We start from the raw sequence: 26,149 nt of genomic DNA on the forward strand, positions 1-26,149 counted from the left end.
AAAATTAGAAAATTCTAATCTTGATTCGTAGAATAGATTTTTTTAATCTTATCGCTGTATTTTTCAGTGATCACATGACGTTTCATTTTCATCATATTATTGAGTTCATCTCCAACTTCAAAAGGTTTAGAAATCAAAATGAAAGGAGTCACTTGCTCAAAAGATTTGAATCCATTCTTAGTATTGTTTAAAGCTTTGATTTCTTTTCTGTAAAGATCGTAAATTTTCGGATTTTCAATCAACTTCTCGTTGTTAGATTCGTTAATTCCGTTTTCTTTTGCCCATTCCTGAAGTTTTTCGAAGTCTGGAACTACAATAGCCCCTAAATTCTTTTGATCCTGACCAATTACCATACACTGACTGATATATGCAGATTCTTGAAGTTTATTTTCGATCGGAACCGGCTCTACGTTCTCCCCTCCAAGAAGCACTACGGTATCTTTTGCACGACCAGTAAGAGTCAGAGTCTTTTTGAAATTGATCATACCCATATCACCGGTGTTCATCCAACCGTCTGAAATCGCTTTAGAAGTGGCTTCTTCATTTTTAAAATAACCTTTCATAACTTGAGGCCCTTTAATAAAAACCACTCCTTTCAGTCCCATTTTACCTTGAGTGATATTTCCACTTTCGTCTATTTCAGTTAAAACTGCATTGTTATCGTTACGAATTTGAAGTCTCGTCTTAGGAACGATTACACCCACAGAACCAATAATCAGTTTCTCAAAAGTTCTCACGGAAATAACGGGAGAAGTCTCCGTCATTCCATAACCTTCCAATACGTTGATCCCGATATTTCCGAAAAATTCATCCACATGTCTTGGAAGTGCGCCTCCTCCAGAAATGGAAGCTTCCAATTGTCCGCCTGTAGCAGCTCTGATTTTAGCAAGAACGACTTTATCTAAGGTAAAACTATTCAAAACAAGCGCCAAACCAGCAACAGTGTAAAAAGGAGATGTCAAGAAATACAATTCGGTTCCAGCAAAATAAGCACCTAATGCTCCCGCCAAAACTGTTAGAGTAAACGGTCCGGTTAGTAGGAACTGAAAGAACATTAGAATTCCATAAAAGAAAGATACGATCGGATTTCTTCCTGTATAATCCACTTCGATTCCTTTTAAAAAACGAAGCGCCTGATTTTTCTTTCTAGAAAAGAAATACGCAAGTTTAAAAAGCCCTCTACGAAGCGCTGGAGTTTGAGCCGGATCATTGATTCTTGTATAAATTCCGTTGTAGATATTTTCCCAAAGTCTTGGTGCAGAACCCATAAAAGTAGGTTTTACCGTAGCCAAATCCTGACGAAGATCTCTTACGTTTGTGTAATAGGTAGCCGCACCTAGGCCAATACAAACATACTCTACTACTCTTTCAAACACGTGCCAAATTGGAAGAATCGATAGAAGACGAGCACCTGCTTTGATATCCAACATAGGACTTACGTAGTTTACCTGATGCATCATGTTGGAATGTTTGAGCATAACTCCTTTGGGAAGCCCAGTCGTTCCAGAAGTATAAATCAACGTAAAAAGGTCTTCCGGATCAATTGCAGTAATTCTTTCTTCCGCCTTTTTAGATCCACCGGCGCGAAGTGCTTTTCCCTTTTCAATTAGTTCCTGCATTTTCAAGACTCCAGGAGAGTTACTCGTAGGGTCCATCATAATCAACGTTTTTACGTTTGTAAGCTGAGACTTGTTTCTGTTAAATTTTTCTAACATTTTATCGTTTTCGATAAAAACAACTTCCACTTCTGAATGATTAAGAATATAGACGATTTCAGAATCTGTAATATCCGTTCCACGAGGGACATTGGCCGCACCCGTAAGAATCACACCGTAATCAGCGATGATCCATTCGATCCGATTGTCTGCCAACAAACCAACTTTTTGTTTTTGTTGAACACCCAATTCAATCAAAGCCTCTGCAAGTTGAATTCCCTGTTCATACAATTGACTGTAAGTCGTTGGATAATAATTTTTTTTAGAATCCTTGGAAAAAAAAGCAGGTAAATCTCTGTATTTTTCCGCGGATTCACGAAATAGCTGCGCTAAGTTTTCCGCCATTTAAACTTCATTTAACTCCTGGTATCTTTCATTATTAAAACTTAGGAATTCCGACAAAGATCTTTGTCGGCAAGGATTCAAAGGTAAATAGGGAACCTAAGAAATAAACCCTTTTTTTCAAAATGCTTTTGAGAAGGTTCTCTTTTTATTTGAATCGTTATATAATATACAAATCCAAAATCGATGTATGAGAAAAATATTTTATCTATGTATTTGTTTTACAAACGGAAATTTGTGGCTCTTTTTTGAATTCCAAAATTTTTCATTACTTCAGTGTAAATTGATCGATCCGTTTTAAAAATAAATTCTTCCGTAAAAGTTAGGTGTGGGAATTCTTACAAATCTAGATTTTACAGTTGCATTCTCAAATTAAATATACATAAAATCGTTGTTTTACGAAAAATTCATTTTATATATTAAGGTGCAGAAAACCAATTTGAAAAATTAGCTCTAAGTTTAGGATAATCTTTTTCCCGAATGCCGTATTGAATTTTAAGAAGAGTTCCGGACTGACTAAAAACAATCAAAGCAGGCTGACCTTCTACCTTATATTGGTTAATCAAAGTAAAATCGCGATCCACAAAAAACGGATAAGTCATTCCAAATTCTTTAGCTGCTTTTAAATGTTCTTCTTTGGAAAGTTCGGGCTCCGTATTGATTCCTAACAAAACCCCATTTTTGCCATTTAAGTCTTTAGAAAGTTTTTCCAAAACAGGAACCGCATCTTTACAAGGTTCACACCAAGAAGCCCAAATATCTAAAAGCAAAACTTTTCCTTTATATTCTTTCAAAGAAACAGAATTTTTATCCAAATCGTAAAGAGAAAGCTGATAAAGGATCGATTCTTCCCTAGAAAGACTACAAGAAAATAGCAGAAAAAAAACGAATAGAAAAATTAAACGCAAATTCCACATGATTTCATCTTATTCAAAAAAACGAATAGAAAGTAAAAGGAAAAAATCTTTTCAGCAAAATCCATTCGCAAAAATTGGAATCATTCCAGTGAATCCTGTTTTTTACAATTACTTCTCGGGTCTTGAAGAATTCCTATCCTATCTCAAAAATGATCGATTTGTAGGCTCCGGAATCATTTCTATACCTGCACAAAAAGAACCTTATTTATCGGAAACGAATTGTAAAGCAAATTTAGAATGGAAAAGAGGAGAATTAATTGTCTTTCTAGAGGGAAAAAAAAATTCGAAATCTTTTTTGATTCCTTTGAATTCTACAGATACAAATGGAAAAAAAAGAAACAAGTTAGAGTTTCTTCCAGATTTTTTTCATTTTCAAAATGGGGAAGACGAATTCTCGGTAAGACTTCAACCTTTAGACTTGAAAAGAATCCATCTCCAAATCAATTCTAAGGTCGGTTTGGAATTTTCGGGTATATTGATCAGGCTTTCGGGTTGGAAAAAATGGTTCTTAAGTTTATCTTAAAAACTTAAAATTGATTTCACAGGCTATACTTTTTTAAAATTTACTTTCAACTCAACCTTTATAAAAATAGTTGTTTCTGTTGTATCCTTATAACGACTGCAAAACTTGATTAGACGACAATTTTTTTCAGGTTTTATTGAGGCTTCTTTTAAATTTTTTTTGGGAACTCTCATCCCATTCTACTTTACTCAAAAATATTAATCTCACTTGAGTTCGGAGTAAGGAATTCTCACGATTCATTTTTCTAAAAAAGTTGGATTTTACAGATCGATTCCTAAAATGTGGGAACTCCCATGAATCATGATCTATAAATAAATTCTAAAATTGTAGGAACTCATACTTTTAGAAAAATTTTTTCTCATTTTCTTGCGTAGAACTCACGTTTAGATAGTTCTATCAATCTTTTACCTTGATTGATTCTTAGAAAATTAGTTTAAGTTTTTATTGTAAAACTCTATTTCAAAGCAAATATTTGACCCTTTTGCTTTTATAGCAAGTTAGTAGTATCTCAAAGTTAAACAATGGGAGTTCCTACACTCTTATTTTTACTATAAAGTAAACTTTTTAAAAACGAACTCTTGCACCAAACAGACATTTACTTAGTTTAGCCCAAAACCTCAAAGAATTTTACACGATCATTCTTTAGAAATTTTTAATCAAATACAGTAATTCCTACAAATCAAATCGTATTTGACAATTTGTAAACTTTCAAGTAGTTCTAAATGTCGTTAAATTTTCGTAGTAGTTCCCACATTTTTACATCTAATTTTCTGGTTTCTAAAGAAATAAAATATAGCAATTTCAAACATTCATTAAAGAAAATAAAAATTTTTGTTTTCAAATTTTAATTCAAGATCAGTTTTTCTTTGATCTTAAAACTTCTTGAATTTGATCCGAAATCGTTTTCGCAGCGACACTTCGATAAAATTTCCGAATATCTACTTTTTTTCCAGGATACGGTTTTTTGGAGAAATCTAAAAGCGCAGAAGTCCAGAGATTTTCCTCTAACTTTAAATACCGAATTTTATCTCCTCCAATTTCTCTAAATACGGAAAGATCAGTTACAATTGCAGGTTTTTGAAGGCTTAAAGCTTCTAAAAGAGGAATCCCAAATCCTTCATACAAAGAAGAAAATAAGAATAAAGAACATTTCCGATACATATGAGCTAATTCCACGTTAGTTGGACTTTCAATCCAAACGATTCCTGCTGACTTACTTTCCGGACTTTTCAAGGTTTCTATAAAGGTTGGATCTTCCCAACCTTCCTTACCTCCAATTACCCAGGAAAATTTTTGACTAGATTTTACTTTTTTTGAATATTCAATATATGCACTATACAAAAATTTATAGTTTTTTCGAGGTTCTACAGTGGAAACCGAAAGGAAAAACTTTTTTGGCAATAAATCCACCCTTTCCCCCGGTTTTTCTTTAAACATATTTTTAAATTCTGAAAGTTCGATACCAGGATAAACAACTTCCATTTTTTCGAGTGGTATATGGAAGAATTCGGCAACCTCGTTTCGAGTAGATTCAGAAATCGGGAGCAATTTATCCGCTCGTTTGATAGAACGAGAAAGGTAAAACTTTTGCTGAATTCTAGCCAGAGTTCTCATTGTATCTGGAAAACGATACGCAACCAGATCGTTATATGTTAAAACAGTTGCGATCTTTTTGGAAAGAAAAGGAGGCAACACCTGCTGAGTTCCCCAAAATAGGTCTAGTTTGATTTTTCGAAGCTGAAGTGGAAGGGCAATAGCAAAGTAGAACCCTCCTTTTTTAGAAAAAAAACCTTCTCCTTTGATAAAACGAATTCCGGGAAGATTTAGAAGATTAGAATAACTAGGATGTAAATCTTTATGAGAAAAAAGATAAAACTCAAAATTAGAATTCTTTCCTAAATCCAATAAAGCGCTATGAATCATTTTACCTACTCCGGAAACGGATGTGGAAAAAGGTCTTGCGTCTACACCAATTCTAATATTGGAAATTGTTTTTTTTGAATATTCTATTTTTCTCATATATAAAATCGATAAAAAAGGATTAACAAATTTCTTAAGGACACTTAAGAAAATAAATTCAAATGCCAAAAACAGGTCGAATTTAATACAAAATACATTAATTCCAATCCCGTAAACCGGATTGAAAATACGATTTAGAATTTTCCCAAACCTGGGTAAGGGAACGAGTATGTCCTGCGATAAGCCCCTCTCCCTTTCCATTTAAAGTTTGAAATTTATAGGGTTCACCGGTTTTAATTTCTAGATCGGAGCCTCCCGAAGAATTTATAAGCGCAATTCCCGCACAAATGTCCCAATCATTTTTTGGTTTTAAAGAAATGGAAAGAGCCGCTTTTCCCGCCGCCACCAAACCAAGTTTATACGCGATCGAGCCCATTGCCACAAATTCCCAACCGAAAGGAATCATAGAAGAAGAAAAAAGACCTTCTTTTTCTTCGGTTCTGGAAATAAGAACTTTCTGAATAGGTTTAAAATCACTTAATATTTTTGTAAAGTTCTGGAGTTTAACTGAAAAAAAATCAGGTATATTTTCCAACTTTTGATAAACTACTCCTAAATCCTCTGCTCCATAGATCAATTCTAAGGTAACCGGGTTAAAAACCACTCCTAAAACCGCTTTTCCAAGAATAGACAAACCGAGACTGATCGCAAACTCCGGATTTTTATGTATAAATTCCCTGGTTCCGTCAATTGGATCCAAAATCCAAACTGTTTGTAATTTGGAAACATCCTTCTTTTCAGAGTCCTCTTCGGAAAGAATTGGAATATTCAAAAAACGTAAACTTTCCGAAATATGAGAACTTGCTTTCAGATCTGCTTCGGTTACTGGATCGTTTTTTCCTTTATCCTTGACCTTAAAATCGGAATGATAAATTTCTAATACAATTTTGCCAGCCTCTAGTACAGAATCTACGGCAGACTGAAGATATAGAATCGAATTCAAAAAAGAAAATACTCGAAATAAAAATTACTTTCCACTCTTACCATCTGGCGCCGAAGTATTTTCTTTATGAGGATCATCCAAATTTTCGGGACGAAGATAAAACACTTCGTTTTCTGGAGTTTGGAGATAAATCTCCGGGTCCATTTTAAAACTATAGAAAAATAGATACTTTTTAAATTTTACGTAAACTGTGTAAGTTCCCTTTTGCGGTTCGTAAAGCATTGTATCTGTATTTAAATCTTTGGTAATTTCTTTATATTCTAGATACCTGTGGTGAAGAGTATATTTTACTGCGGAAAGCAGGTTCTTTTCGAGAGTCGCTTTTTTCGCCGCGTCTGAAAGTTTTACGTTCTTATTGTACTCTTCTACCTTATTGAATTCCTCTACAACACCTTGCGATTTTCCGGCCTGAAGGCTAAAAAGTGCAAAGAAAAATAAAAGACAAATTGCGAGTATTTTCTTCATCTTGAGTTTCCTGTTTTTCGTTAATTATTATCGGATTTTAAAACGACAAACTTTCCACTTTCTTATAATTTCTCAAGCGGGGTATAGGCAACAAAAAAGTTCTTTTCTACGTTTCCAAAACGGATGGCGACCTTTGTATTTTTTTCCCTACCGGAAATAGTCAAAATTGTTCCTATCCCGAATTGTTTGTGTTTTACCCGATCTCCCGGTTTTAGATAGAGATTATTTGGATCAGGTGGTGGTGCGTGGTGTGATTCCAATTCGTTATTCGCTTGTCTAATTTTAGAAGCCACTGGAGGGCCCTGAGGTTTTCTAGCAGTTCGTTCTCTACTTACATAACCTCTATTTCCAAAACATTTTCTTGGAATTTCAGATAAAAATCGAGAAGGAATTCTATCTTCCACCTTACCAAACTTTCTGGAAGTCCTACAATAACTTAGAAATAATTCCTCACGAGCCCGAGTAAGAGCAACGTAAAAAAGCCTTCTTTCTTCTTCGTCCCCAAAATGAGATTCTTCTAAACTCATACTATGTGGAAAAGTTCCCTCTTCCAATCCAGAAAGAAAAACGACTTCAAATTCAAGTCCTTTTGCGTTATGCACAGTCATTAGATTCACATAATCGGTGAGTTCTTTAGAATCTTCTTCGCTTGTAATCAAACTAATCTGATTTAAATATTCTTCCAAAGAAGGAGAATCCGAATTTTTTTCGTATTCCTCTATCGAATTGACTAATTCTTGAAGGTTTTCTAAACGAGCTACAGATTCTTCCGTTCCTTCATCTTTGAGATGAGACATGAGACCGGAACGATTCAAAAGTTCTAATGCGATTTCGGAAGGAGACAAACCTTTTTCCGATTTTTCGATCAAATCGCAAAATAAATTATAAAGTTCCTTTCCTTTAGACTTAGCTGCTTTTTTGAGAGGAATGTCTTCTTGACCCAAAACTTCCAAAATGGAAATTCCTTTTTCGAGTGAAAACTCTCGAATTTTTTCAACTCCAGAATCCCCAATTCCTCTCGGAGGATAATTTATGATTCTAAGAAGCGAAACGCTATCCAGAGGGTTCGAAACCACGTTTAAATATGCAATCAAATCCTTAATTTCCGCTCTGTCAAAAAAACGGAAACCTCCGAAAATTTTATACGGAATTCCTACATTTCTCAAAGCTTCTTCAAAATATCTGGACTGAGAATTAGTTCTGTAGAATATTGCAATATTCTTATATTCCGTTCCTCCGGAATACGCGGAGCGTATTCTAGTGATCACTCCGTGAGCCTCCTCAGATTCATTTTCAAATTCGTTTAACACAACCGGAGCACCTTCCGGGTTATTCGTAAATATTTCCTTTTCTTTTCTCTGAGTGTTGTTTGAAATTACATTAGAAGCAGCTAATATAATATTAGATGTAGAACGATAGTTTTCTTCCAGTTTGATCACCACTGATTCTGGAAAATCTTTTTCGAAATTCAGAATGTTTCCTATGTCAGCTCCTCTCCAAGAATAAATAGATTGATCATCGTCTCCAACCACACATAGGTTTCTTTTTTCTCCTGCAAGAAGAAGTACAAGTTCGTATTGAACCTTATTCGTATCTTGATATTCATCTACCATCACGTATTCCCACTTATGACGGTATTTAGAAATTGCATCCGAAGATTTTTGAAATAGTTGAACCGTTTTCCATATCAGATCTCCGAAATCGAAAGCATAATTTGCATCCTTTCTTTTTTCGTATTCCTTATAAATTGCAGATACGGCCTTAGAAAAATCGTTGCGACCTTCTTTTTCCAAATAACTTTCAGGAGACAACATTTTATCTTTCAAACCGCTTATATAGTTTCCAAGTGTGGAGGGTTTATAAAATTTAGGATCCAAAGAAAGATCCTTAATTACTTGTTTTAAAAGTGATTCTTGAAGAGTGGTATCATAAATTGTAAAACCGTTATCAAATCCGAAAAAGGAAGCTTCTCTTCTTAAAATATACAAACAAAGAGAATGGAAGGTTTTGATCTGAACGTTTGCGGGTAAAAAAGGAACTATTTTTTTTACTCTTTCTACCATCTCCGCAGCCGCCTTATTGGTAAAGGTTACTGCACAGATACGATCGATCCCATGATTGATTAGAAGATTTGCAATTCTATGAGTGATAACTCTTGTTTTACCGGAACCTGCTCCCGCCAAAATTAAAACCGGCCCGTTTACTTGTAAGACAGCTTTTTTTTGTTCTTCGTTTAAATCGGATAAAAATGAGGAGTCCACAGACTAAAACCTATAGTCCCCAATTCCAAACACAAACTGAAATGCATTATCAGATTCAAATTTAGTGAAAGGGTGATCCGCAACCCCAGTATACTTTAATTTTTGTGCAAAATAAATCCTAAGTGGAAGAACCGGAATTTGAATTCTAAGTCCTACCCCCCAAGAAAATCGAAATTTATCCAAAGCAACATTATTCCCAGAAAGTACCAGGTTAGCCGGGTTGTTAAGTTCTTCAAAAGTATAATCCGCTTTTCTAAGAGCGGTTAAATTATAATTATTAGCAAGGTAATAGCCCACGGGATCTTTCATTTGAGCTTCTCTGACTCTTTGGTCGTAAGTTTCAAAAAGATCTTTTCTTACTCCAGTAGCACGGTTTACCTCTTCGTATAAAGCGCCCGCATCGAAAAAAGCAACTAACCAAAGTAAGGTGGGCTCAATTGGAAAACGAAGCTCCGAACCGAACATCATTCTGGTAGCGGCACCGTCTCTCCATTCGGCAGGATACTTTGCATCGTTATAAAACCATCCGCGTAGAGATTCATATCCACCTAAGAACTGTAAGTCTTGTAACTGAATATAAGGTTTTTGAATTGGATCTTGTTTCCCATAATACGGAACCCTTTGATAAGTAAAAAGAGAAGAACTTCTAAACTCTTGAACGACTCTCCAACGTCTGAGAGCATTGTTTCTAAAAAGTCCAAAAAAGCTATAATCGAACCAAGTGTGGTAGTATTCCGCAAGAACTCGATACTGGTCAAAGTGAGATTGTCCCCCGAGCGCCTGCCCTACATTGTCTATCTGAAAAAGTAAGTCATAACCTTGTGTAGGATTAAATACGTTATCTCTAATATCATACGCAATTCCATTTGAAATTTGAGAACGGAATTGCCATCCTCTACGAACCTCCGCAAGAACCTGATCCGATACAAGAGAAGAAGGATTTGTAGAAGCATAAATACTGGGAGAATATCTATGAAAATGAGTCCAGTTGATAAAAATCCTATGACCGATTCCTACTGTAAAACCTACACCATCTCTGGAATAGATTGCTTGTTCTTTGATGGATTGTTGGTTATTATTTTCGGTAATCGAAACGGCTCCTACATTATAAATTCTAGAAGAATAAAAAAGAGAAAGTGAAAGAGACCAAGGTTTATTGTAAAGCCAAGGTTCCGTCCAAGTAATCTGAAAAAGTCTTCTAAAAGGACCGAATTCTAAACGACCTGAAATTTTCTGACCAGTTCCGTTTAAATTATTTTCACCTACTTCCGTAAAGATGGAAAATCCTGTGATCGTGCCATAACCGCCTCCCATAGAAACGGTTCCGGTTGGTTGTTCCACAACTTCTATAATCAAATTCATTTTAGTCTGATCGGAACCTGGTCTCATGTTAAAGTTTACTTCTTTAAAATAACCTAGGTTAAAAATCCTTTCACGGGAACGATTGACTAAAATAGAATTAAACAAATCTCCTTGTTTAAATAGAAGTTCTCTTCGGATTACACGATCTTGAGTTTTTTTATTTCCTTTGATGATTACGTTTTCCACATAAGCAAGATTGTTTTCTCGTATATTAAAGTCCACGTGAACGAATTTTTTACCGTGTAACTCAGGTTTGGTGTTGTAAAGTTGTCTTAAACGTTTGACATGAAGTTGAGAATATTCGTTTTCACAGATTCTTCTTTCTTCTTCGGATTTACGACTATAACAATTTTCATAATATTCTAAATTTTCACGATCTAAAGATACTATTTTTCTACGAGGAATTACCTGGGCAAAAAGATAACCTCTCGAACTGTAAAGTTCGTTCATCGCTCCACGATCTCTCATAAAACGAGTTTCGTCAAAAATTACTCCTACATCTGCGTCGCTGTAATCTAAACTTTTTTCGATTTCTTTAGAGGTAAATAGAGGTTTTAATTCCTCTTTTGTAGTTTCGGGAGGGTTTTTTTCTTTGTTTAAAAAGAGAGGTCTTCCCTCTCCATCTAAAGACATATCATGATTTAAAGTATAACCGTTGAAAAAATAAACCTGGCCTTCGGAAATTTTAATGTTTACGATAATGACCCTTCTATCTTTTTTTTCTGGATTTTCCCAGTGAATCTCCCAATTCGTTCCCTCTCGGATCAATTCAGCATCTAGATAACCTTTACTTTTGAGATAAGCAACAATCGTATCCTTGTCTTTTTCAAAGGAAGATTCTTTAAAATTTCCACCTTCAAAAACTCCTTCTTCTTTCATTTCCATAATAGAAAGAATTTCAGACGTTTCAATCGATTCGTTTCCGTAAACATTAATCTTAGAAACTGGAATCTCTTCTCCTTCATCTATAATAAAACGAACTCGAACCAGATTTGTTTTAGGGTCTGGTTTACCCAGCTCCACTTTTACATAAGCGAGGAAAAATCCTTCGTCTCTGTATTTTTGAAGAATTAAATCTCTAGATTTTGTGATCTTTTGAGGTGTGATCACTTCATTGTCTTTGAGAGGAAGTTTATCTCTTAAATCCGCAGGAAAAACTTCGTCTGCTCCTACAAATTCAATTTCTCTAACTATAGGTCTTTCTTTAAGATCAAATATGATCCGAACACCGTCCTGAAAATCTTCCGCTTGAATATCTACAAAATAAAAAAAACCGGAATTAAAAAGATTTTTTAAGTCTCGATCTAAAATTCTCTTTGTAAGTATTTTACCTACTTTGATCTCAATCATAGATTCGAGATCTGCGTCAGGAGTATTTTTATTTCCTTTGAATTTAACTTCTTTGATTGTTTTTCCTAAGAAGTCACTTCGTTTAGAAAGGATTTGAGTCAATTCGCCTGAATAGAATAGAAGTCCTACAAGGATCGCAAGTAGAATTCCTTTTAAAATTGGAGAGAATATTCGCTTCAACGTAAAACTAAAACCACCCGGATATTTGCAATGAATCAAAACCGCTTAAACCAGAACTTATTTTTCTCCGGAACCAGTTTGTCTTACCATAGCTAGGTTAAATTTGCTTACTCCTGCTTCATTTACCTTATCAATTACTTTGATCACGGTTTGATAACTTGCAGTTCCATCTCCTCGGATGATCACTCGATTCTTCCCTGGTTCTCTCTTTTCTAAAGGGCCTAGGAAAACATTGATTTTTTCGGTCAGCTTTTCTAAAGGAACCGGATCTGTGTCCTTATCCAAAAAAACCTTTCCATCTTTATTTACAGTAATTACAAGTTCGTCTTTTTTCTTCTCCTGCGCAGTGGAAGAAGACCTAGGAAGTTCAATTTTCATCACAGTTGATTTTTCCAAAGTCGCATTCATCAAAAAATAAATAACGATAAATGAAATTACATCGATCAAAGGAGCCAATTCAATTTGGCCAGTTCTACTTGCAGAAGATCGAAACTTTCTAAACTTCATATTTATTTCATATATTTGAGAGCCTGACCGGAAAGATTTTCCATTTCAGCAATCGTGTCTTCTTTTTTCTTTTGAAAATAGTTATAAGCTACGTAAGCAGGAATCGCAATTGCAAGTCCCATTGCAGTAGTAATCAACGCCTCACTAATTCCAACTTCGGCCCCTCTAGTTCCAGAACCTTCTTCAAAAGAACGAATAATTCCAAGCACAGTTCCCAAAACTCCTAAAAGAGGAGAAATCGTAGCGATCGTGCCAAGTCCGGAAAGAAATCTTTCCATTTTTAAGATCTGTGCAAAACCAGCCGAAAGCATTTCTTCTTCGGCTGCTTCTAAATTTTTAAGGGAAGATTCAATACCTGCTTGAAGTACTAGAATAGAAGGTCCGCTCTTCATTCCTTTTAGAAAATCGATTGCGGTATTCCAATTTCTTTGGCGAAACAATTCTTTCAAAGAACGCCAGTCTTCTTGAGAAACCGGTTTCCATTTGGAAAAATAAATCAACCTTTCTATGATAATTGTAAAACCGATGATAGAAACTAAAACGATAACAATCGGTACAGATTCTGGAGGAATTGCGGAAATTAGAGAATCAGATTTAGCTAGAAACATTTGAGTAAAATTCTCCTATAAGTAGAGTTTAAAACTCTCTTGTAGCTGCCAAACAGTTTTCTAATCCGCATACCTCCTTTTTACAGAGATTCTAAATCGAGAAATCTGCAATTAAACCGCCTGTTTTTTCAGCAGTTCTTTTGCGTGTTCAAGAGCGCCTTTCGATACTCTCTGACCCGAAATCATTCTCGCAAGTTCCAAAGTTCTTTCCTCTAAACTTAGAAATTCCGCTTTGGAAAATGTGCGTCCTCCTTCCACTGATTTAGTAATTTTTAAATGATCGTTGGCAGCCGAAGCGATCTGCTGTAAGTGGGTAATCAAAATCAACTGATGATTTTCGGCTAAATTTCTGAGTTTGCGAGCCACATCCATAGCGATCTCTCCACCTAAACCAGAATCGATTTCATCAAAAATCAAAACTCGTAAATTAGATTGTCTGCCTAAAATGGAACGAATTGCCAACATGACTCTAGAAACTTCTCCGCCCGAGGCAATCTTACGAAGTGGTCTAGGTTTTTCTCCTGGATTGGGACTAAAATAAAATTCAAGTTGGTCGAGCCCGGATTCATTTACAATATAACTTTTACCAGAAGCGGAAACCTCTCCTTCCGGATTGGGTTCCCAACGTAATACAACTTGAACCGCAGCTCCAGGCATTCCAAGTTGCTCCAATTCCAATTTCAGAGAAGATTCAAAACGAATCAGAGATTCTCTTCTAGACTTAGAAAGTTGAATTGATAGAGAAGCCAGTCTGGAAGCTATCTTTTCTATCTCTACTTCCATAGATTCCTTATTTTTGGAATTTTTTTCCATCGCTTCTAACTCCTGTTCTGCTTTATTTTTGCAGTCCAGAATCTCTGCCAAATCGGAACCGTATTTCTTTTTCATCTTAGAAATTAAATCTAATCTAGATTGAACAAACTGAAGTCTATCCGGAGAAAAGAAAATCTCTTCTTTTTCATCTAAAATGGAAGAATTGATTTCTTTGAGTTGGATATAAATTTCCTGTAAAGAATCCAAGGTTTTCGAAAAATCGGGCTGAATGGATTTAATTTTTTCTGCCGCACTCAGAAGTTTCGGAAACAAAGGAAGAATGGCAGATTCGCTATCCGCCAAATGAGAAGATAAAATTTCATAATTCTCTGCCAATAATTCTCCGTGCGCGAGAAGATGCTCTTCTTGATTGAGTCCTTCCTCTTCTCCTTCCTTCAGATCCACATCTCTAATTTCCCGAATTTGAAAATTAAGAAATTCAATCCGTTTGGATTTTTCTTCCTCACTCTTACGTAATTCTTCCAGACGTTTTTTCAGACTTCTATAAGTAAGAAAACATTCCTTCACTTCGTTTCTCAAAGGGACAAGACCTGCGTGCAAATCGATAATGTCTAACTGTTCTCCTCGATCCAAAAGAAGAATCTGATCGTTTTGGTTGTGAACTTCGGCGAGCAATTCTCCTAAACCTCGAAGTGTAGTAGAAGAAGCCAAAGACTGATTGATTAAAATTCTAGATTTTCCATCCCGCCCACATTCTCGATGTAAGGTGAGTTCTTTGGATTCAAAGGGAAAACCTTTTTCTTTGAGCCATTCTACCGCGGCTGGATTTTTAGAAAGATCGAACACACCCTCTAACACATATCTAGGGGCACTCGTTCGAATTTCCATAGGACTGCTTTTTCCGCCTAACAGAGAAGAAATAGCGTCCAAAATGAGAGATTTTCCGGCTCCAGTCTCTCCAGTAATTACGGTCATTCCTTTTTGAAAATCGATACAAGCTTCTTCAATCAGAGCAAAGTCTCTTATATTCAGGGTCTTCAACATACTTACCTCAAAATACTAAACAAATTATACCCTTTATTTAATTGCTATACAAATGATTGCAATCATTTTTCTTAGAAAAAAATTTTTGTATCTCTTTTAGAATGATTCACTTCACTCACTTTTGAAAATCCTTAAGTCTGATTTAGAAATCAACACTCACTTCTTTTGTCTTCCAAACTGAAAATAGAATTTTTGAAGTAAGTTTATTTTTGCAAAAATAAACTTACTTACTATATCTTTAACCTCTAGAGATCAGAAGACTAGTCATAAAGTCTTATTCCGATAAATCTTAGAATCAATACATTTAACAATTTTTTCAAATAAGATCATTTTCTATAAAACGAAAATCTATAATAGTTTAGTTCCATAGCTTCATCTTGAGATAAATTCCGATTTTTTTTTGAGAAATATTTTAAAACTTACCGATTCAGAAATTAGAATTCTCAAAAGAAAAAAGATTCCCTTCTTATAAGATTCAATCCGATAAATCTTTAAAAGAAAATATGAAGAATTCAGAATACAAACTTTTCTGAAACTTTGAAAAAAATCGACCAACTATAGGTTATCAATTTGATACCTTAGATTTTTTAAAGAATGGAATTTTCAATTTCGTGTTTTAGAATTGAGAAAATTTTAGAATATTTATCTGATTTTTAGAATATCTTAATTCTGGAATTTGATTGATTCCATCTCTTTATAATCGAAACTGACAGGGAAATTTTGTAGCGTCCGGTTTATTATAACTATGGGGATTTAAAGAAATATGGCAAAAAGTTTTCAAGACTTAGATCAAAAACTAACCGAACTCATCCAAACTCGTTCTCAAATTACGTTACAATCCTCTCGAATGAATTCCAAACTGGAACATTATGTACTCAAAGTCATTACAGAAATCTTAACCAAAGTAGGCCAAACTCGTTATATAGAAATGTTATATACGATTACAAAAGAGATGTCGATTAACGGAGTCAAGGCTAATCAAAAAAGGGTCTTTTTTGAAGATGAAGGTTTAGATATTCGAAATCCGGAACATTACGAAAAAGGAATTACCGCCTTTAAAGCCAAGTTCTCTGAAAAAATGGTGGATGAATATGGCAAAAGATGTCTTGCCCGTGGAATTTCAGTAAAACTAAATATCACGTATACAAACGAAGGACTTGTAGTAGAAGTAACGAACAATACTCCCGTAATACAGGAAGAAGAAGAAAGAATGCGGGAAAAAATGAAAAAGGCAATGTCATATAACGACATTGCAGAATTTTATATGGATAACATGGATAATACCGAAGGGGCAGGTCTAGGAATTGCGCTTATTATGATTCTATTAAAAAGTGAGAATATAGATCCTCAACTCTTCCGAATTATGACCCGGGAACACGAAACGGTTTCTAGAGTAGAAATTCCATTTTCTGCAAATTATATCAGCATTAGAAGTAAAGAATTAAAGGAAAATAGTCTTGGATATTAAAGGTAAAACAGTACTCGTTACCGGTTCCGCAAGTGGTCTTGGAAAGGCGATGGCCGAACATTTCGCCAAAAAAGGGGCAAAAATCGTTCTTTCCGACATATCTGAAGAAAAACTAAAAGAAGCTGAAAAAGATATTAAAACTTTAGGAACCGAAGTATATTCGTTTAAAGCAGATGTATCTAAAGAAGAAGATGCAGAAAAGCTTATGCAGTCTGCAGTAAAACAATTCGGAAGTTTAGACGTAGCCATATTGAATGCCGGAATTTTAAGAGACGGCTTACTCGTAAAAACGGATAAAGAAACTGGTAAAGTAATTTCTAAAATGTCTTTGTCTAACTGGCAGTCGGTCATAGACGTCAATCTCACTGGAGTATTTTTGACCGGAAGAGAAGCTGCAATCCAAATGATAGAAAGTAAAAGTAAAGGTGTTATTATCCCGATTGCATCTGTAGCGATGCACGGAAATCCAGGTCAGACAAATTATTCGGCTGCAAAGGCCGGAGTTGCCTCAATGACAAAACTATGGGCAAAAGAGTTAAGTAGATACGGCATTCGTGTGGCAGGAATTGCACCTGGTTTTATAAAAACAGAAATGGTAATGAAAGATATGAACCCCGAGGCATTAAAAAAATGGGAAGCCCTTATACCAATTGGTAGATTAGGAGAACCTTATGAAATTGCCTTCTCTGCAGACTTCATTGTTAGTAATGATTTAGTATCAGGTGTTATATTAGAAATATCAGGTGGAGTAAAAATTTAATCGGAAATCATTTTTTTAAGAAAAGAACTTTACATTAAGATAAAATTGTAATAAAATAGTCCATAATTTACTGAATTGAGATTTAGTAGTTTACTAAAATTGAATAAACTTAATTTAGTATTTTTGTCTAAAAAGAGAAAGCATCTTCTTTTAGAAATATAAATAAGAGTAAAACAATGTCTAAAGAAAAATCAGCATTAAAGAAAAACCAGTTAGAATCGGCAATTCGTGGAATCAAGGGGATCGCTCACCCTGATCGTTTGCAGATTCTTTTCTTCTTGTCTCAAAAAGAACACAGTGTAGGCGAACTTGTGGATTTACTGGGAATCAGCCAATCGGCGGCTTCTCAGCACCTTAGCAAAATGAAAATCAATGGAATCCTCTCCAGCAGAAAGGAATCCAACCAAGTTTTCTATTACCTAAAAGACGGAAAGTATAAGGATCTGATTCGTACGATTGTTAAAATCTACGGTTAATCTTTAAACGATTACTTTAAAAATTAATTATGTACCCTCTTCTTCATCGAGGAGGGTTACATATTCACTGACTGCGTCCTTTAATTGAGTAAAACCTTCCGAATAACCGGTTTTTAAAAGTTTTGTGGTATCTGCACAAGTATAATATTGGTATTTTGATTTAAGAGTCTCTGGCATTTCAATATATTCTATATTGATAGAAAGTTTTAAAGTATCAAAAATTGCGAATACTAGGTCGTTCCAGGTTTCTGCAATTCCTCTTCCTAAATTATAAATTCCGTTATGATCGCCAAATGCCAAATAGGCGGTGATTTTTGCGGCATCTTTTGCGTATAAAAAATCTCTTTTTTGTTCTCCGTCTTTATATTCGGGTTTATACGATTTAAAAAGACGGATTTTACCTTCTTTTTTGATTTGTTCGTACCCCTTAAGAACTACACTTCTCATATCCCCCTTATGTCCTTCTCCATATCCAAATACATTGAAATATTTGATTCCAGTAATTCGATTTAAAAACCCTCTTCTTTGAGCGTATAAATCAAACATATGTTTTGAATATCCGTACATATTTAAAGGTTTGAGTAAGTCAATGGGAGTTTTATCATCGTATCCATTGGCTCCGTCTCCATAGGTAGCGGCGGAAGAAGCATATACAAATCGAACTCCGTTTTTTAAAGATTCTTCGGCAAGAAGTTTTGTATATTCAAAGTTATTTTCCACTAAATAAGACGCATCCGTCTCTGTAGTAGAAGAACAGGCTCCCAAATGAAACAAAATATCATAATCTTTTAATAGAAAGTTTCGAGTTGTATGTTCTAAGAATGTTTTTTTTTCCAGATAATCTGAATATCTTTTTCCGACTAAATTTTTCCACTTGGAAGAAGTTCCCAAATGATCCACAACTAGAATATCATCGATTCCTAGTCTATTAAGTTCTTGAACTAGATTAGAACCGATAAGCCCCGCACCACCGGTAACGATACATTTCTTTTTTGCCATAGAATTCAAATCTACTAAAGTGAGTCTATCAGTCTACCAAATCTATCATCTACTTTTCGGATCGTTTTAGAATCTGCTTCTGTCAGTGGAGGATACCAAGTTTTCATTCTACAATCCACCACTATTGGAGGATAAAAAGCAGGATGATTTCGAATTAATTTCGTATTCGCATAAATATCTCCAGCTGGTTCAAAACGTGTAAAGACAGACCAGATAAAATCGTGATCGGAACGTATCGTGTCCTCCGAATCGTCCACTAAAAACACGAATAAAAAATCTTGGATGAATTTTTCTTTTAAAAGTTTAGCAGGAACTCCATCTTTTAATTTATATTTAGGTCCGGATACCACCAAAGTTCCTGGATAGGGAATTTTCGGATTTTTAAATGAAGAATTGCTAAGCTTACCTTTAAACTGAGTTTTGAGATCGTTTTTCTTTTTACCAGAACCCAAAAAGATCGCCTTACTTCCCTGATTTACAGTAGGTCCAGTATAATCAAGAGTATCTTGAGAGATATTTGCAAAAATATGAAGATCCGTAATTGGATTCATTCTTTCTAATACTGTAATAAACGTTTCTCTAAAATTCTTCAGATCCACGTCTTGGTCAGTTATGAGTAATACTTTAGTAAGAGAAAGTTGCCCCTCCCCTAAAATTCTAAGAGCTCCTGTAAAGGCCTCTCCTTGGTATCTTTCTTTTACAACAGCAGCTGCAAGAGAATGTACTCCGGATTCTTCATAAGCCCATACTTTTTTTACAGCAGGCATAACAACCGGAAACAAAGGAGATAAAAGATCTTGTAAATATTCCGCAATCCAATGATCCTCCTGAGGGGGGCGACCCACTACAGTCGCGGGCCAAATTGCGTTCTTACGGTGATAAATCCGTTTTACTTGAACAATAGGATAATCATGTTTTAAAGCATAATATCCGTAGTGATCTCCGAAAGGGCCTTCCGGTTTTCGAATTTTAGGAGGAATCACTCCTTGAATTAGAAAATCTGCATCCGCAACAACTGGTAACGGAGAAACGTTTGTGTTCTTCTGAATCTTTAATTTTTCACCTAACAATAAAGAGGCGAGAATCAATTCACTGATTTCCTCTGGAAGAGGAGCGACAGCGGCAATGGTTAGAGCAGGGGGGCCTCCCGCATAAATATGAACAGGAAGAAAGTGACCTTCTTTTTCTGCTTCGTAATAATGATTTCCTCCCCCTCGATGAATCTGAATATGCATTCCAGTTTCCATAGGCCCATAAATTTGAATTCGATACATTCCCAAATTACCCTTTCCTGTTTTAGGACTTTCGGTATACACCAAAGGAAGGGTAACAAATCTTCCTCCGTCCTTGGGCCAGGACATTAACGTCGGAAGTTCATACAAAGAATCTAATGTGTTTTCAAGAACGGGAGCCGAACCAACTCTTTTGAGACCCACTTTCAAAGCTTGAAATGCTATGTTTCTTAAATCCCAAATTTTTGCTGGCGTAGGAGGAAGAATGTGTTGAATCGTAGTTGCAATTTTTCGAATGAACCGCACCGGCTCTTCTCCGAATGCAATCTTCATTCTTCTTTCAGAGCCGTAAAGATTGGTTACTACGCTAAAACGAGAACCTTTTACGTTTTTAAAAAGAATCGCCGGTCCTCTTTTGGCGACAACCCTTCTTTGAATTTCAGCTAATTCTAATATTGGATCTACTTCTTCTTCAATAATTAAAAGTTCATTTTGTATTTGTAATTCTTTTACAAATTCCGAAGTAGATTTAATTTTCATAATTTTCCCACCGGAAGTTCTGGTTGTTTTTTGTTTTTATTTCTGAGTTTAATTAGTTTACCGGAAATGGAAGAAGGAAATTCTTCTTTAAGTTCTGACTCTGGCACCCATTTAAATTCTATGTGTTTATTTTTTTTCAGATTTTTTTCAACTTTAGAAATGTTTTTCTCATATAGGTCACAAAATTTCAATCTAATCCTGTGATTAGTAATCGAATGTTTTGTTTGCAGAAAATTTGGAACGATTCTAGAATCTTCAAATAATTCCTCTATCCATTCGTCCTTTTCATAGGGATGTTTTCCTTCTAATCGAAACGGCAAAGAATAGATCGTTTTAAAAAATCTTCGAGTTGTATATTTCACCAAAAGAACTTTATCTTCTGATTTCAAAAAAAGAAAATTGAGATCCAGATCTATCCAATTCTCTACGGACTTAGAGGCAGGGATTTCTTTTTCTTTTCCTACAGATCTTGCTTCACAATGATTTTGTAATGGACAAGCAGAACAATTTGGAATCGGAACACAAACGAGAGCTCCTAATTCCATTACAGCTTCGTTATGATCTCCTGGAGATTGTGGGGTTAAAAATTCTTTTGCTAGATCCGCAAGGGTTTGGTTAGTCGAAGTTAAGCTAGGGTCAGACTCAACCAAAAATAATCTAGATAAAACTCGTTTTACATTTCCGTCTAAAACTGCATGAGGTTTTCCATAGGCGATCGACAAAACGGCAGAAGCAGTATAACTCCCTACTCCCGGAATTAAAAGTGCCTCTTCATAATTTTCAGGAAAACGACTTTGGTATTTTTCGACGAGAAGCCTAGCTCCTTTTTTTAAATTTTTAGCCCTAGAATAATATCCGAGTCCTTTCCAATATTTCATCACTTCTTCTTCTGAAGCTTCGCTCAATGAGTTCGGATCTGGAAATCTTTTTAAAAAAGTTTCATAAATCGGAAGCATCGCAGTGACCCGAGTTTGCTGAAGCATAATCTCGCTCACCCAAATTCTATATGCGTTTTTATTAATTCTAAACGGTAGTTCTCTTTTGTTTTTATGAAACCAAGAAAGTAGATTTTTCCTAAGTTCCAAGATAAGTTTCGGATCGATTGAGTTCTTATTTAATTTCACTGTAATTTGGTTTTAAAAAAGAATTGATTGGAACACTCAGTAAAAAAAATTGATCTTCAGAAAATCATAATTTAGTATTTTATTAAGCATTAATTCTAAAATAAATTACATCTCCGTCTTGAACGATATATTCTTTTCCTTCGATTCGAAGTTTTCCTTCCTCTTTTACTTTTGTTTGGGTACCTGCTCTATCTAAATCTTCGTAACTCATAACCTCCGCTCGGATAAAACCTTTTTCAAAATCTGAGTGAATTACAGAAGCCGCTTTTGGTCCTGTACTATTAAAGGGAGTCGTCCAAGCCCTGACTTCCATTTCACCCGCGGTAAAAAATGTAATCAAACCTAGAAGTTTATATGCAGTTTTGATCATACGATCTAAACCACTTTCGGTTTCTCCAATTTCTTTTAGAAATTCGAGTTGTTCGTTTCGATCTAAACCGGAAATTTCTTCTTCAAAACGACCACAAAGAATTACGAGCTCTGCGTTTTCTTCTTTTGCCATTTGTCTGATCTGATTTAGTAAAGGTGTATCTTTTTTGGCGGCGTCCTTATCAGCAATGTTCGCCACATACATAACTGGTTTTAACGTAATCAATTGAAAAGACTTGGCGATTTTTTTTCTTCGTCTTTCAATTCGGCAAGCCTTGCTGGTTTTCCCGCTTTTAAAAGAGTTAAGATTTTTTCAAGAACGGAAGCATGTTCCTGCGCTTCTTTGTTTCCGTTCTTAGCATTTTTTGAAACCCTTTGAAATTGTTTATCCGCACTATCTAAATCAGCGAAAATCAATTCCATATTTACAATGGCAGCGTCCTCCACAGGATTCACTTTTCCGTGAACGTGAGTAACATTTTCATCTTCAAAAGCGCGCACAACGTGACAAATCGCGTCTACTTCTCGGATATGGGAAAGAAATTTATTTCCAAGGCCTTCTCCTTGACTGGCACCTTTAACAAGACCGGCGATGTCTACAAATTCAATGATGGCAGGAACTACCTTTTGAGGTTTTGCAATTTCTGCCAGTCGATTCAGACGCAAATCTGGAACTTCTACAATTCCTTTGTTGGGTTCAATGGTACAAAAAGGATAATTTTCCATTTGCGCCCCCGCTTTTGTAAGGGCGTTAAAAATAGTGGATTTACCTACGTTGGGAAGACCTACAATACCGCAATTCAGACTCATGCGATCCAGATTTTCCGGAACAGGTTGAAGCGAAAAGTAAAATCGTTATTCCAATTCCCAGGATTTACCGGAACCGTCGCTATTGAGAGAAAAACTTTCTTGTTTGAGACGAATCAATTTGTCCCCTCGAAAGAAAAAATGTAAAACCGAAATTCCATTTGGAATCTTAGCAGTTGCACAACCAACAGAATAGATTCCATCGTTAAATCTTAAATCCTGTGGAAAATCCAAGAATTGAATCCAAGTATCTTCTTCCTTTTTTCGTGTAAGTAAATCTTTTGGAGTTTTTTCTCCGATAAAAAACAGAATTGGATTCGATTCCAGAGAAATCGCCAAATTGACGTTTGTTGAAAACCAAAATTTCAAGGAATCAAAATTCAATTCAAAAAAATTGTGTTTAGCTGGATCGTTTACAGTCGTTGTTTGAATCTCTTGTTTTTGAGAAATTTCTTTTGAAACTAAAGGTTCTACTTTTTTCTCAGAATTGTAAATTGTAGAAATTGAATCTTTTTTAGTAGAACCGGATTGTTTTTTTCTACTTTTGTTTTTTCTAGAACTTTTGGGAGATTTTATTTTTGGATTTTTATCCGATTTGGAGAAATCGTTTTTAGAAACTAAGTTCTCCTGAGAAGATTCATTCTTTACTTTGGATTCTGTTTTTGATATATCCTTTTGTGTAGAAACGGTATTTTCTTTTTTAGATTGATCTTGTGTTTCGGAAATTTTAGAAGATTCAGTTTTTAAAATATTCGAGGATAGAACATCTGATTTTGAAGTTGAAGAAGAATTTTGAGAAATATTTTTCTTTATTACATTCAAAAAACGTTTTTTGCTTTTTGTTGACTTTATGGTTTTAGATTTTCGATTTAATTTCTCTTGAGAATTCATTCTTTTTTCAGATTTTTCGATTTCTTTTTTTTCTTCTATAAAACCGATCCAAGGAATTGTATCGTTTAAAGAATTTTCTGGTAGATTGTTTTTCGGAAAAATATATAGATCATATCCGTTTTCTCCGGCGAGTTTTAATTGTTCCATAGGAGTTTCGGAAGAAAAAACATCGTAACCTACAAAATATGCGATCCCGTTTTCTTGAACTCGTTTGTTTTTGAGCCTTTTAAAAAATAAAGAAGTCGATCTATAATAACGCAGCTTATCCGTTTGAGAAGAGGGTTTACAAACAAATACAACACTGATAGGACGATCTTTAAGTCCACCCGCTTCGGAAAATACATTATGAAAATAAAATATACTTATAAACAAAAAAATTGTAAAAATTTTTTTGAAAACGTTTTGAAACATCCTACGTCAATCGATTCCTACAGATTTCAATAAGGTTTGTTCAAATTTCAGATAATTTTTTTTCTCTTGTTCCTGAAAAATCGCATAACGTGTTTTATATTCAGGGTCTTCCTGATGGAGAGCATCTTTCATTTCTGAGAGATGGGATTCTTCTTCTTTCAGAATCGCTTTTAAACTGACCGGAATTCCACTCTCTTCCAAAATTTGATCGTATTCTTGGTATAAAAAATCCGCTCTTTCTTCAACGAGGTGAGTCACATAAAGATAGGAAAGAAAGGATCGTTTTTTACCTTTCATACCGGATGAATTTAAATTTTTTAAAACCATCCCGTCTAGTCTTTGAAAGTATAAAAATGCAGAAAAACCGCAGTGTAAGTTTTCTATTTGATAATCAGGACAAGTACCTGGAGAAATTCTTTCACTCATTCTTTTGAAAAAATGGGCGTGTCTAGTCTCTTCAGATGCGTGTCTGAGAATCATCTCTCCTACTGCAAATCCACTTTGGGTAGCAAGAATTTTCCTAGAACCGATGTGTTCCAAAAAGGAAATGGTATTTAACCATCTGGAATGTATTTTCTGGTTTTGTATAATTTTTTTAAGAAAGAGACGAATATTTTTTGTAGATACAGAAGGATTTGTTAAAACGACTGTCATAGACGTATCCTTTTTTAAAGGGCAGAAAAAATCATCGCTTTTTAGACTTTCTTTTCAATTTTATGCAAGAAAAGAATTTTGGAATTTTAAAGGTCATGAATCAAACTCTAACATCTCTGAAGCAATACGGAAGTCTTATTAAGTTTTCTCATACATTATTCGCGCTCCCTTTTGCAGGAATTGCATTTGTTCTATCCTTTCTAAAAACACAGGGGCGATCCATATCGGACTGGGTTATACTTTCGATTCTAATTTTGATTTCCATGATATTCGCAAGATCCGCAGCTATGGGTTTTAATCGCATCGTAGATACAGATATAGACTTAAAAAATGAGCGTACTCGGGATAGAGAAATTCCAGCAGGTAAAATTTCAAAACGTTCCGCGATTTTGTTTGTTGTTTTATCTTCTTGCGGATTTTTAATCGTGAGTTGGTTTATCAATCCGATGGCGTTTCTATTTTCCTTTCCTACCTTAATCATTCTTTTAGGATATTCTTTGGCAAAACGATTCACTTGGTTTTGTCATTTCATTTTAGGTTTTTCGATCGGACTTGCACCACTTGCAACTTGGGTGGCAGTTCGGGAAGAAATCGTTTGGGAACCAATTCTTTGGACAATTGGTCTTGCATTCAATCTGGCTGGGTTTGATATTCTTTACGCTCTACAAGACCAAGAGTTCGATCAAAAAGAAGGGCTTTATTCCATACCCGCAAAGTTCGGAAAAAAAATTTCTCTTAGAATTGCAATCGCGAGTCATATCCTTTGTATCGGATTCTTATTTATGGCCGGTTTTGCTTCCGGGCTTGGATTTATATTTATAATATTTTTAATAGTTACCTCATATTTTCTTTTTCAAGAACACCAAATCGTTAGAACTTCTGGAAATAATTTTTTTCCTCCAAAATTTTACCAAATTCATTCTTATATTTCTTTGATCCTGTTTGCAGGATTGTTATTCGATCGAGTTTTCTATTTTTTGTTTTTAGTATTCTAACCGTTCTTGGTTAGATTTCGCTTAGCAAGCGTTTCAAAACTATAAAAAAGACTACATCGTTTTATATTGGGAATCTTTATAAAATTTAAAATCTTGTTCCAAAACCTCAAAAAATTTTACACGATCATTCTTTAGAAATTTTTAATAAAATGCAGTAGTTCCTAAAAATTAGGTTGTATTTGGCAATTTGCGAACTTTCGAGTAGTTCTTCTAATCTCATTAAATTTTTGTAGTAGTTCCCACATTGGACAGTTTTCAAGCCCAGGAAGGCGCCATTTTGTCTAAGAACTTGTCCCAAAACCTTAAAGAATTTACATGATAGTTCTTTAGAAATTTTTAATAAAACACAATGGTTCCTACAAAAACCGTCACATTTGGTAATTTGCGAACTTTCAAGCAATTCTAATATTGTT

21 protein-coding genes and 1 pseudogene are annotated in these 26,149 nt (G+C 35.0%); 5 read left to right on the forward strand and 17 right to left on the reverse strand.

Going from position 1 to position 26,149, the window contains the following annotated elements; all coding sequences use genetic code 11:
- Positions 1 to 14: 14 nt before the first annotated feature.
- Together BW942_RS02815 and BW942_RS02820 are read right to left on the reverse strand one after the other, a co-directional pair.
- On the reverse strand, positions 15 to 2,060 hold the full coding sequence (locus tag BW942_RS02815; protein WP_000829707.1) for an AMP-dependent synthetase/ligase: 2,046 nt from the start codon (positions 2,058 to 2,060) through the stop codon (positions 15 to 17).
- Positions 2,061 to 2,476: 416 nt separating this feature from the next.
- Complete coding sequence (locus tag BW942_RS02820) at positions 2,477 to 2,974, reverse strand: TlpA disulfide reductase family protein (RefSeq protein WP_000267308.1); 498 nt, start codon at positions 2,972 to 2,974, stop codon at positions 2,477 to 2,479.
- Between BW942_RS02820 and BW942_RS02825 the strand changes: the two genes are divergently transcribed.
- Positions 2,973 to 3,497 carry a hypothetical protein gene (locus BW942_RS02825; protein ID WP_000625956.1) on the forward strand — a complete coding sequence of 175 codons (525 nt, stop codon included), beginning with the start codon at positions 2,973 to 2,975 and terminating at the stop codon, positions 3,495 to 3,497. The two genes, BW942_RS02820 and BW942_RS02825, sit on opposite strands and share 2 nt — an antisense overlap.
- 855 nt (positions 3,498 to 4,352) lie before the next feature.
- Here the strand turns inward: BW942_RS02825 and BW942_RS02830 are convergent.
- From BW942_RS02830 to BW942_RS02870, 9 genes are all read right to left on the reverse strand, one after another.
- Positions 4,353 to 5,516, reverse strand: coding sequence for a glycosyltransferase family 4 protein (locus BW942_RS02830; RefSeq protein ID WP_001225794.1), 1,164 nt, complete (start codon positions 5,514 to 5,516; stop codon positions 4,353 to 4,355).
- A 97-nt stretch (positions 5,517 to 5,613) separates the two neighbouring features.
- Positions 5,614 to 6,459, reverse strand: a complete 846-nt coding sequence (locus BW942_RS02835) for a 3'(2'),5'-bisphosphate nucleotidase CysQ (protein ID WP_001084700.1) — start codon at positions 6,457 to 6,459, stop codon at positions 5,614 to 5,616.
- A 24-nt stretch (positions 6,460 to 6,483) separates the two neighbouring features.
- Positions 6,484 to 6,924: an LIC11625 family surface-exposed protein gene (locus tag BW942_RS02840; RefSeq protein WP_000721620.1), complete on the reverse strand. Its 441-nt coding sequence runs from the start codon at positions 6,922 to 6,924 to the stop codon at positions 6,484 to 6,486.
- Between the two features lie 62 nt (positions 6,925 to 6,986).
- The gene (locus tag BW942_RS02845) at positions 6,987 to 9,185 is read right to left on the reverse strand and encodes an ATP-dependent helicase (RefSeq protein ID WP_000378420.1); all 2,199 of its coding nucleotides are present in this window, start codon (positions 9,183 to 9,185) and stop codon (positions 6,987 to 6,989) included.
- A 3-nt stretch (positions 9,186 to 9,188) separates the two neighbouring features.
- Entirely contained in the window at positions 9,189 to 12,077 is a 2,889-nt protein-coding gene (locus BW942_RS02850) for a BamA/OMP85 family outer membrane protein (protein ID WP_476737718.1), read from the reverse strand.
- Between the two features lie 57 nt (positions 12,078 to 12,134).
- The gene (locus BW942_RS02855; RefSeq protein ID WP_000672100.1) at positions 12,135 to 12,584 is read right to left on the reverse strand and encodes an ExbD/TolR family protein; all 450 of its coding nucleotides are present in this window, start codon (positions 12,582 to 12,584) and stop codon (positions 12,135 to 12,137) included.
- A gap of 2 nt (positions 12,585 to 12,586) precedes the next feature.
- A complete protein-coding gene (locus tag BW942_RS02860; protein ID WP_000477701.1) occupies positions 12,587 to 13,192 on the reverse strand; it encodes a MotA/TolQ/ExbB proton channel family protein in 606 nt (201 codons plus the stop codon).
- Between the two features lie 111 nt (positions 13,193 to 13,303).
- Positions 13,304 to 15,010 (reverse strand): DNA repair protein RecN, encoded by a 1,707-nt coding sequence (gene recN / locus BW942_RS02865; RefSeq protein WP_000920921.1) that lies wholly within the window; start codon positions 15,008 to 15,010, stop codon positions 13,304 to 13,306.
- Positions 15,011 to 15,382: 372 nt separating this feature from the next.
- A complete protein-coding gene (locus tag BW942_RS02870; RefSeq protein WP_000227403.1) occupies positions 15,383 to 15,565 on the reverse strand; it encodes a hypothetical protein in 183 nt (60 codons plus the stop codon).
- 208 nt (positions 15,566 to 15,773) lie between these two features.
- Here BW942_RS02870 and BW942_RS02875 point away from each other — a divergent pair, with 208 nt between their 5' ends.
- The 3 genes from BW942_RS02875 to BW942_RS02885 all read left to right on the forward strand — a co-directional run bounded on the left by BW942_RS02875 (position 15,774) and on the right by BW942_RS02885 (position 17,714).
- The gene (locus BW942_RS02875; RefSeq protein ID WP_001129800.1) at positions 15,774 to 16,478 is read left to right on the forward strand and encodes a hypothetical protein; all 705 of its coding nucleotides are present in this window, start codon (positions 15,774 to 15,776) and stop codon (positions 16,476 to 16,478) included.
- Complete coding sequence (locus tag BW942_RS02880) at positions 16,468 to 17,238, forward strand: SDR family oxidoreductase (RefSeq protein ID WP_000351752.1); 771 nt, start codon at positions 16,468 to 16,470, stop codon at positions 17,236 to 17,238. The genes BW942_RS02875 and BW942_RS02880 overlap by 11 nt, the downstream gene beginning before the upstream one ends.
- Positions 17,239 to 17,414: 176 nt before the next feature.
- Positions 17,415 to 17,714 (forward strand): ArsR/SmtB family transcription factor, encoded by a 300-nt coding sequence (locus tag BW942_RS02885; protein WP_000031888.1) that lies wholly within the window; start codon positions 17,415 to 17,417, stop codon positions 17,712 to 17,714.
- 27 nt (positions 17,715 to 17,741) lie between these two features.
- Here the strand turns inward: BW942_RS02885 and rfaD are convergent, their stop codons facing one another.
- The 6 genes and pseudogenes from rfaD to BW942_RS02920 form a co-directional block, all read right to left on the reverse strand.
- Positions 17,742 to 18,713, reverse strand: coding sequence for an ADP-glyceromanno-heptose 6-epimerase (rfaD, locus tag BW942_RS02890; protein ID WP_001074785.1), 972 nt, complete (start codon positions 18,711 to 18,713; stop codon positions 17,742 to 17,744).
- A 14-nt stretch (positions 18,714 to 18,727) separates the two neighbouring features.
- Entirely contained in the window at positions 18,728 to 20,485 is a 1,758-nt protein-coding gene (locus BW942_RS02895) for a UbiD family decarboxylase (protein ID WP_000695319.1), read from the reverse strand.
- A complete protein-coding gene (gene mutY, locus BW942_RS02900) occupies positions 20,482 to 21,609 on the reverse strand; it encodes an A/G-specific adenine glycosylase (protein WP_000773587.1) in 1,128 nt (375 codons plus the stop codon). Before mutY ends, BW942_RS02895 begins: the two co-directional genes overlap by 4 nt.
- Positions 21,610 to 21,691: 82 nt before the next feature.
- Positions 21,692 to 22,788: pseudogene (gene ychF / locus BW942_RS20740) on the reverse strand (redox-regulated ATPase YchF).
- A 45-nt stretch (positions 22,789 to 22,833) separates the two neighbouring features.
- Positions 22,834 to 24,087 carry a hypothetical protein gene (locus BW942_RS02915; protein ID WP_000487353.1) on the reverse strand — a complete coding sequence of 418 codons (1,254 nt, stop codon included), beginning with the start codon at positions 24,085 to 24,087 and terminating at the stop codon, positions 22,834 to 22,836.
- A 6-nt stretch (positions 24,088 to 24,093) separates the two neighbouring features.
- Positions 24,094 to 24,741: a hypothetical protein gene (locus BW942_RS02920; RefSeq protein WP_000219378.1), complete on the reverse strand. Its 648-nt coding sequence runs from the start codon at positions 24,739 to 24,741 to the stop codon at positions 24,094 to 24,096.
- Positions 24,742 to 24,803: 62 nt separating this feature from the next.
- Here BW942_RS02920 and BW942_RS02930 point away from each other — a divergent pair, with 62 nt between their 5' ends.
- The gene (locus BW942_RS02930; RefSeq protein ID WP_001156599.1) at positions 24,804 to 25,736 is read left to right on the forward strand and encodes a 4-hydroxybenzoate octaprenyltransferase; all 933 of its coding nucleotides are present in this window, start codon (positions 24,804 to 24,806) and stop codon (positions 25,734 to 25,736) included.
- Positions 25,737 to 26,149: the final 413 nt, after the last annotated feature.

The sequence above is a fragment of the Leptospira interrogans genome (assembly GCF_900156205.1).
GTDB lineage: Bacteria > Spirochaetota > Leptospiria > Leptospirales > Leptospiraceae > Leptospira > Leptospira interrogans.

Excerpts from the sequence above, each read along its gene's own strand:
- BW942_RS02820 (WP_000267308.1), bottom strand. The coding sequence starts at position 2,974 with ATGTGGAATTTGCGTTTAATTTTTCTATTCGTTTTTTTTCTGCTATTT.
- BW942_RS02840 (WP_000721620.1), bottom strand. The coding sequence starts at position 6,924 with ATGAAGAAAATACTCGCAATTTGTCTTTTATTTTTCTTTGCACTTTTT.
- BW942_RS02830 (WP_001225794.1), bottom strand. The coding sequence starts at position 5,516 with ATGAGAAAAATAGAATATTCAAAAAAAACAATTTCCAATATTAGAATT.
- BW942_RS02930 (WP_001156599.1), top strand. The coding sequence starts at position 24,804 with ATGCAAGAAAAGAATTTTGGAATTTTAAAGGTCATGAATCAAACTCTA.
- rfaD (WP_001074785.1), bottom strand. The coding sequence starts at position 18,713 with ATGGCAAAAAAGAAATGTATCGTTACCGGTGGTGCGGGGCTTATCGGT.
- recN (WP_000920921.1), bottom strand. The coding sequence starts at position 15,010 with ATGTTGAAGACCCTGAATATAAGAGACTTTGCTCTGATTGAAGAAGCT.
- BW942_RS02885 (WP_000031888.1), top strand. The coding sequence starts at position 17,415 with ATGTCTAAAGAAAAATCAGCATTAAAGAAAAACCAGTTAGAATCGGCA.
- BW942_RS02860 (WP_000477701.1), bottom strand. The coding sequence starts at position 13,192 with ATGTTTCTAGCTAAATCTGATTCTCTAATTTCCGCAATTCCTCCAGAA.
- BW942_RS02875 (WP_001129800.1), top strand. The coding sequence starts at position 15,774 with ATGGCAAAAAGTTTTCAAGACTTAGATCAAAAACTAACCGAACTCATC.
- BW942_RS02915 (WP_000487353.1), bottom strand. The coding sequence starts at position 24,087 with ATGTTTCAAAACGTTTTCAAAAAAATTTTTACAATTTTTTTGTTTATA.
- BW942_RS02825 (WP_000625956.1), top strand. The coding sequence starts at position 2,973 with ATGATTTCATCTTATTCAAAAAAACGAATAGAAAGTAAAAGGAAAAAA.
- BW942_RS02815 (WP_000829707.1), bottom strand. The coding sequence starts at position 2,060 with ATGGCGGAAAACTTAGCGCAGCTATTTCGTGAATCCGCGGAAAAATAC.
- BW942_RS02920 (WP_000219378.1), bottom strand. The coding sequence starts at position 24,741 with ATGACAGTCGTTTTAACAAATCCTTCTGTATCTACAAAAAATATTCGT.
- BW942_RS02855 (WP_000672100.1), bottom strand. The coding sequence starts at position 12,584 with ATGAAGTTTAGAAAGTTTCGATCTTCTGCAAGTAGAACTGGCCAAATT.
- BW942_RS02895 (WP_000695319.1), bottom strand. The coding sequence starts at position 20,485 with ATGAAAATTAAATCTACTTCGGAATTTGTAAAAGAATTACAAATACAA.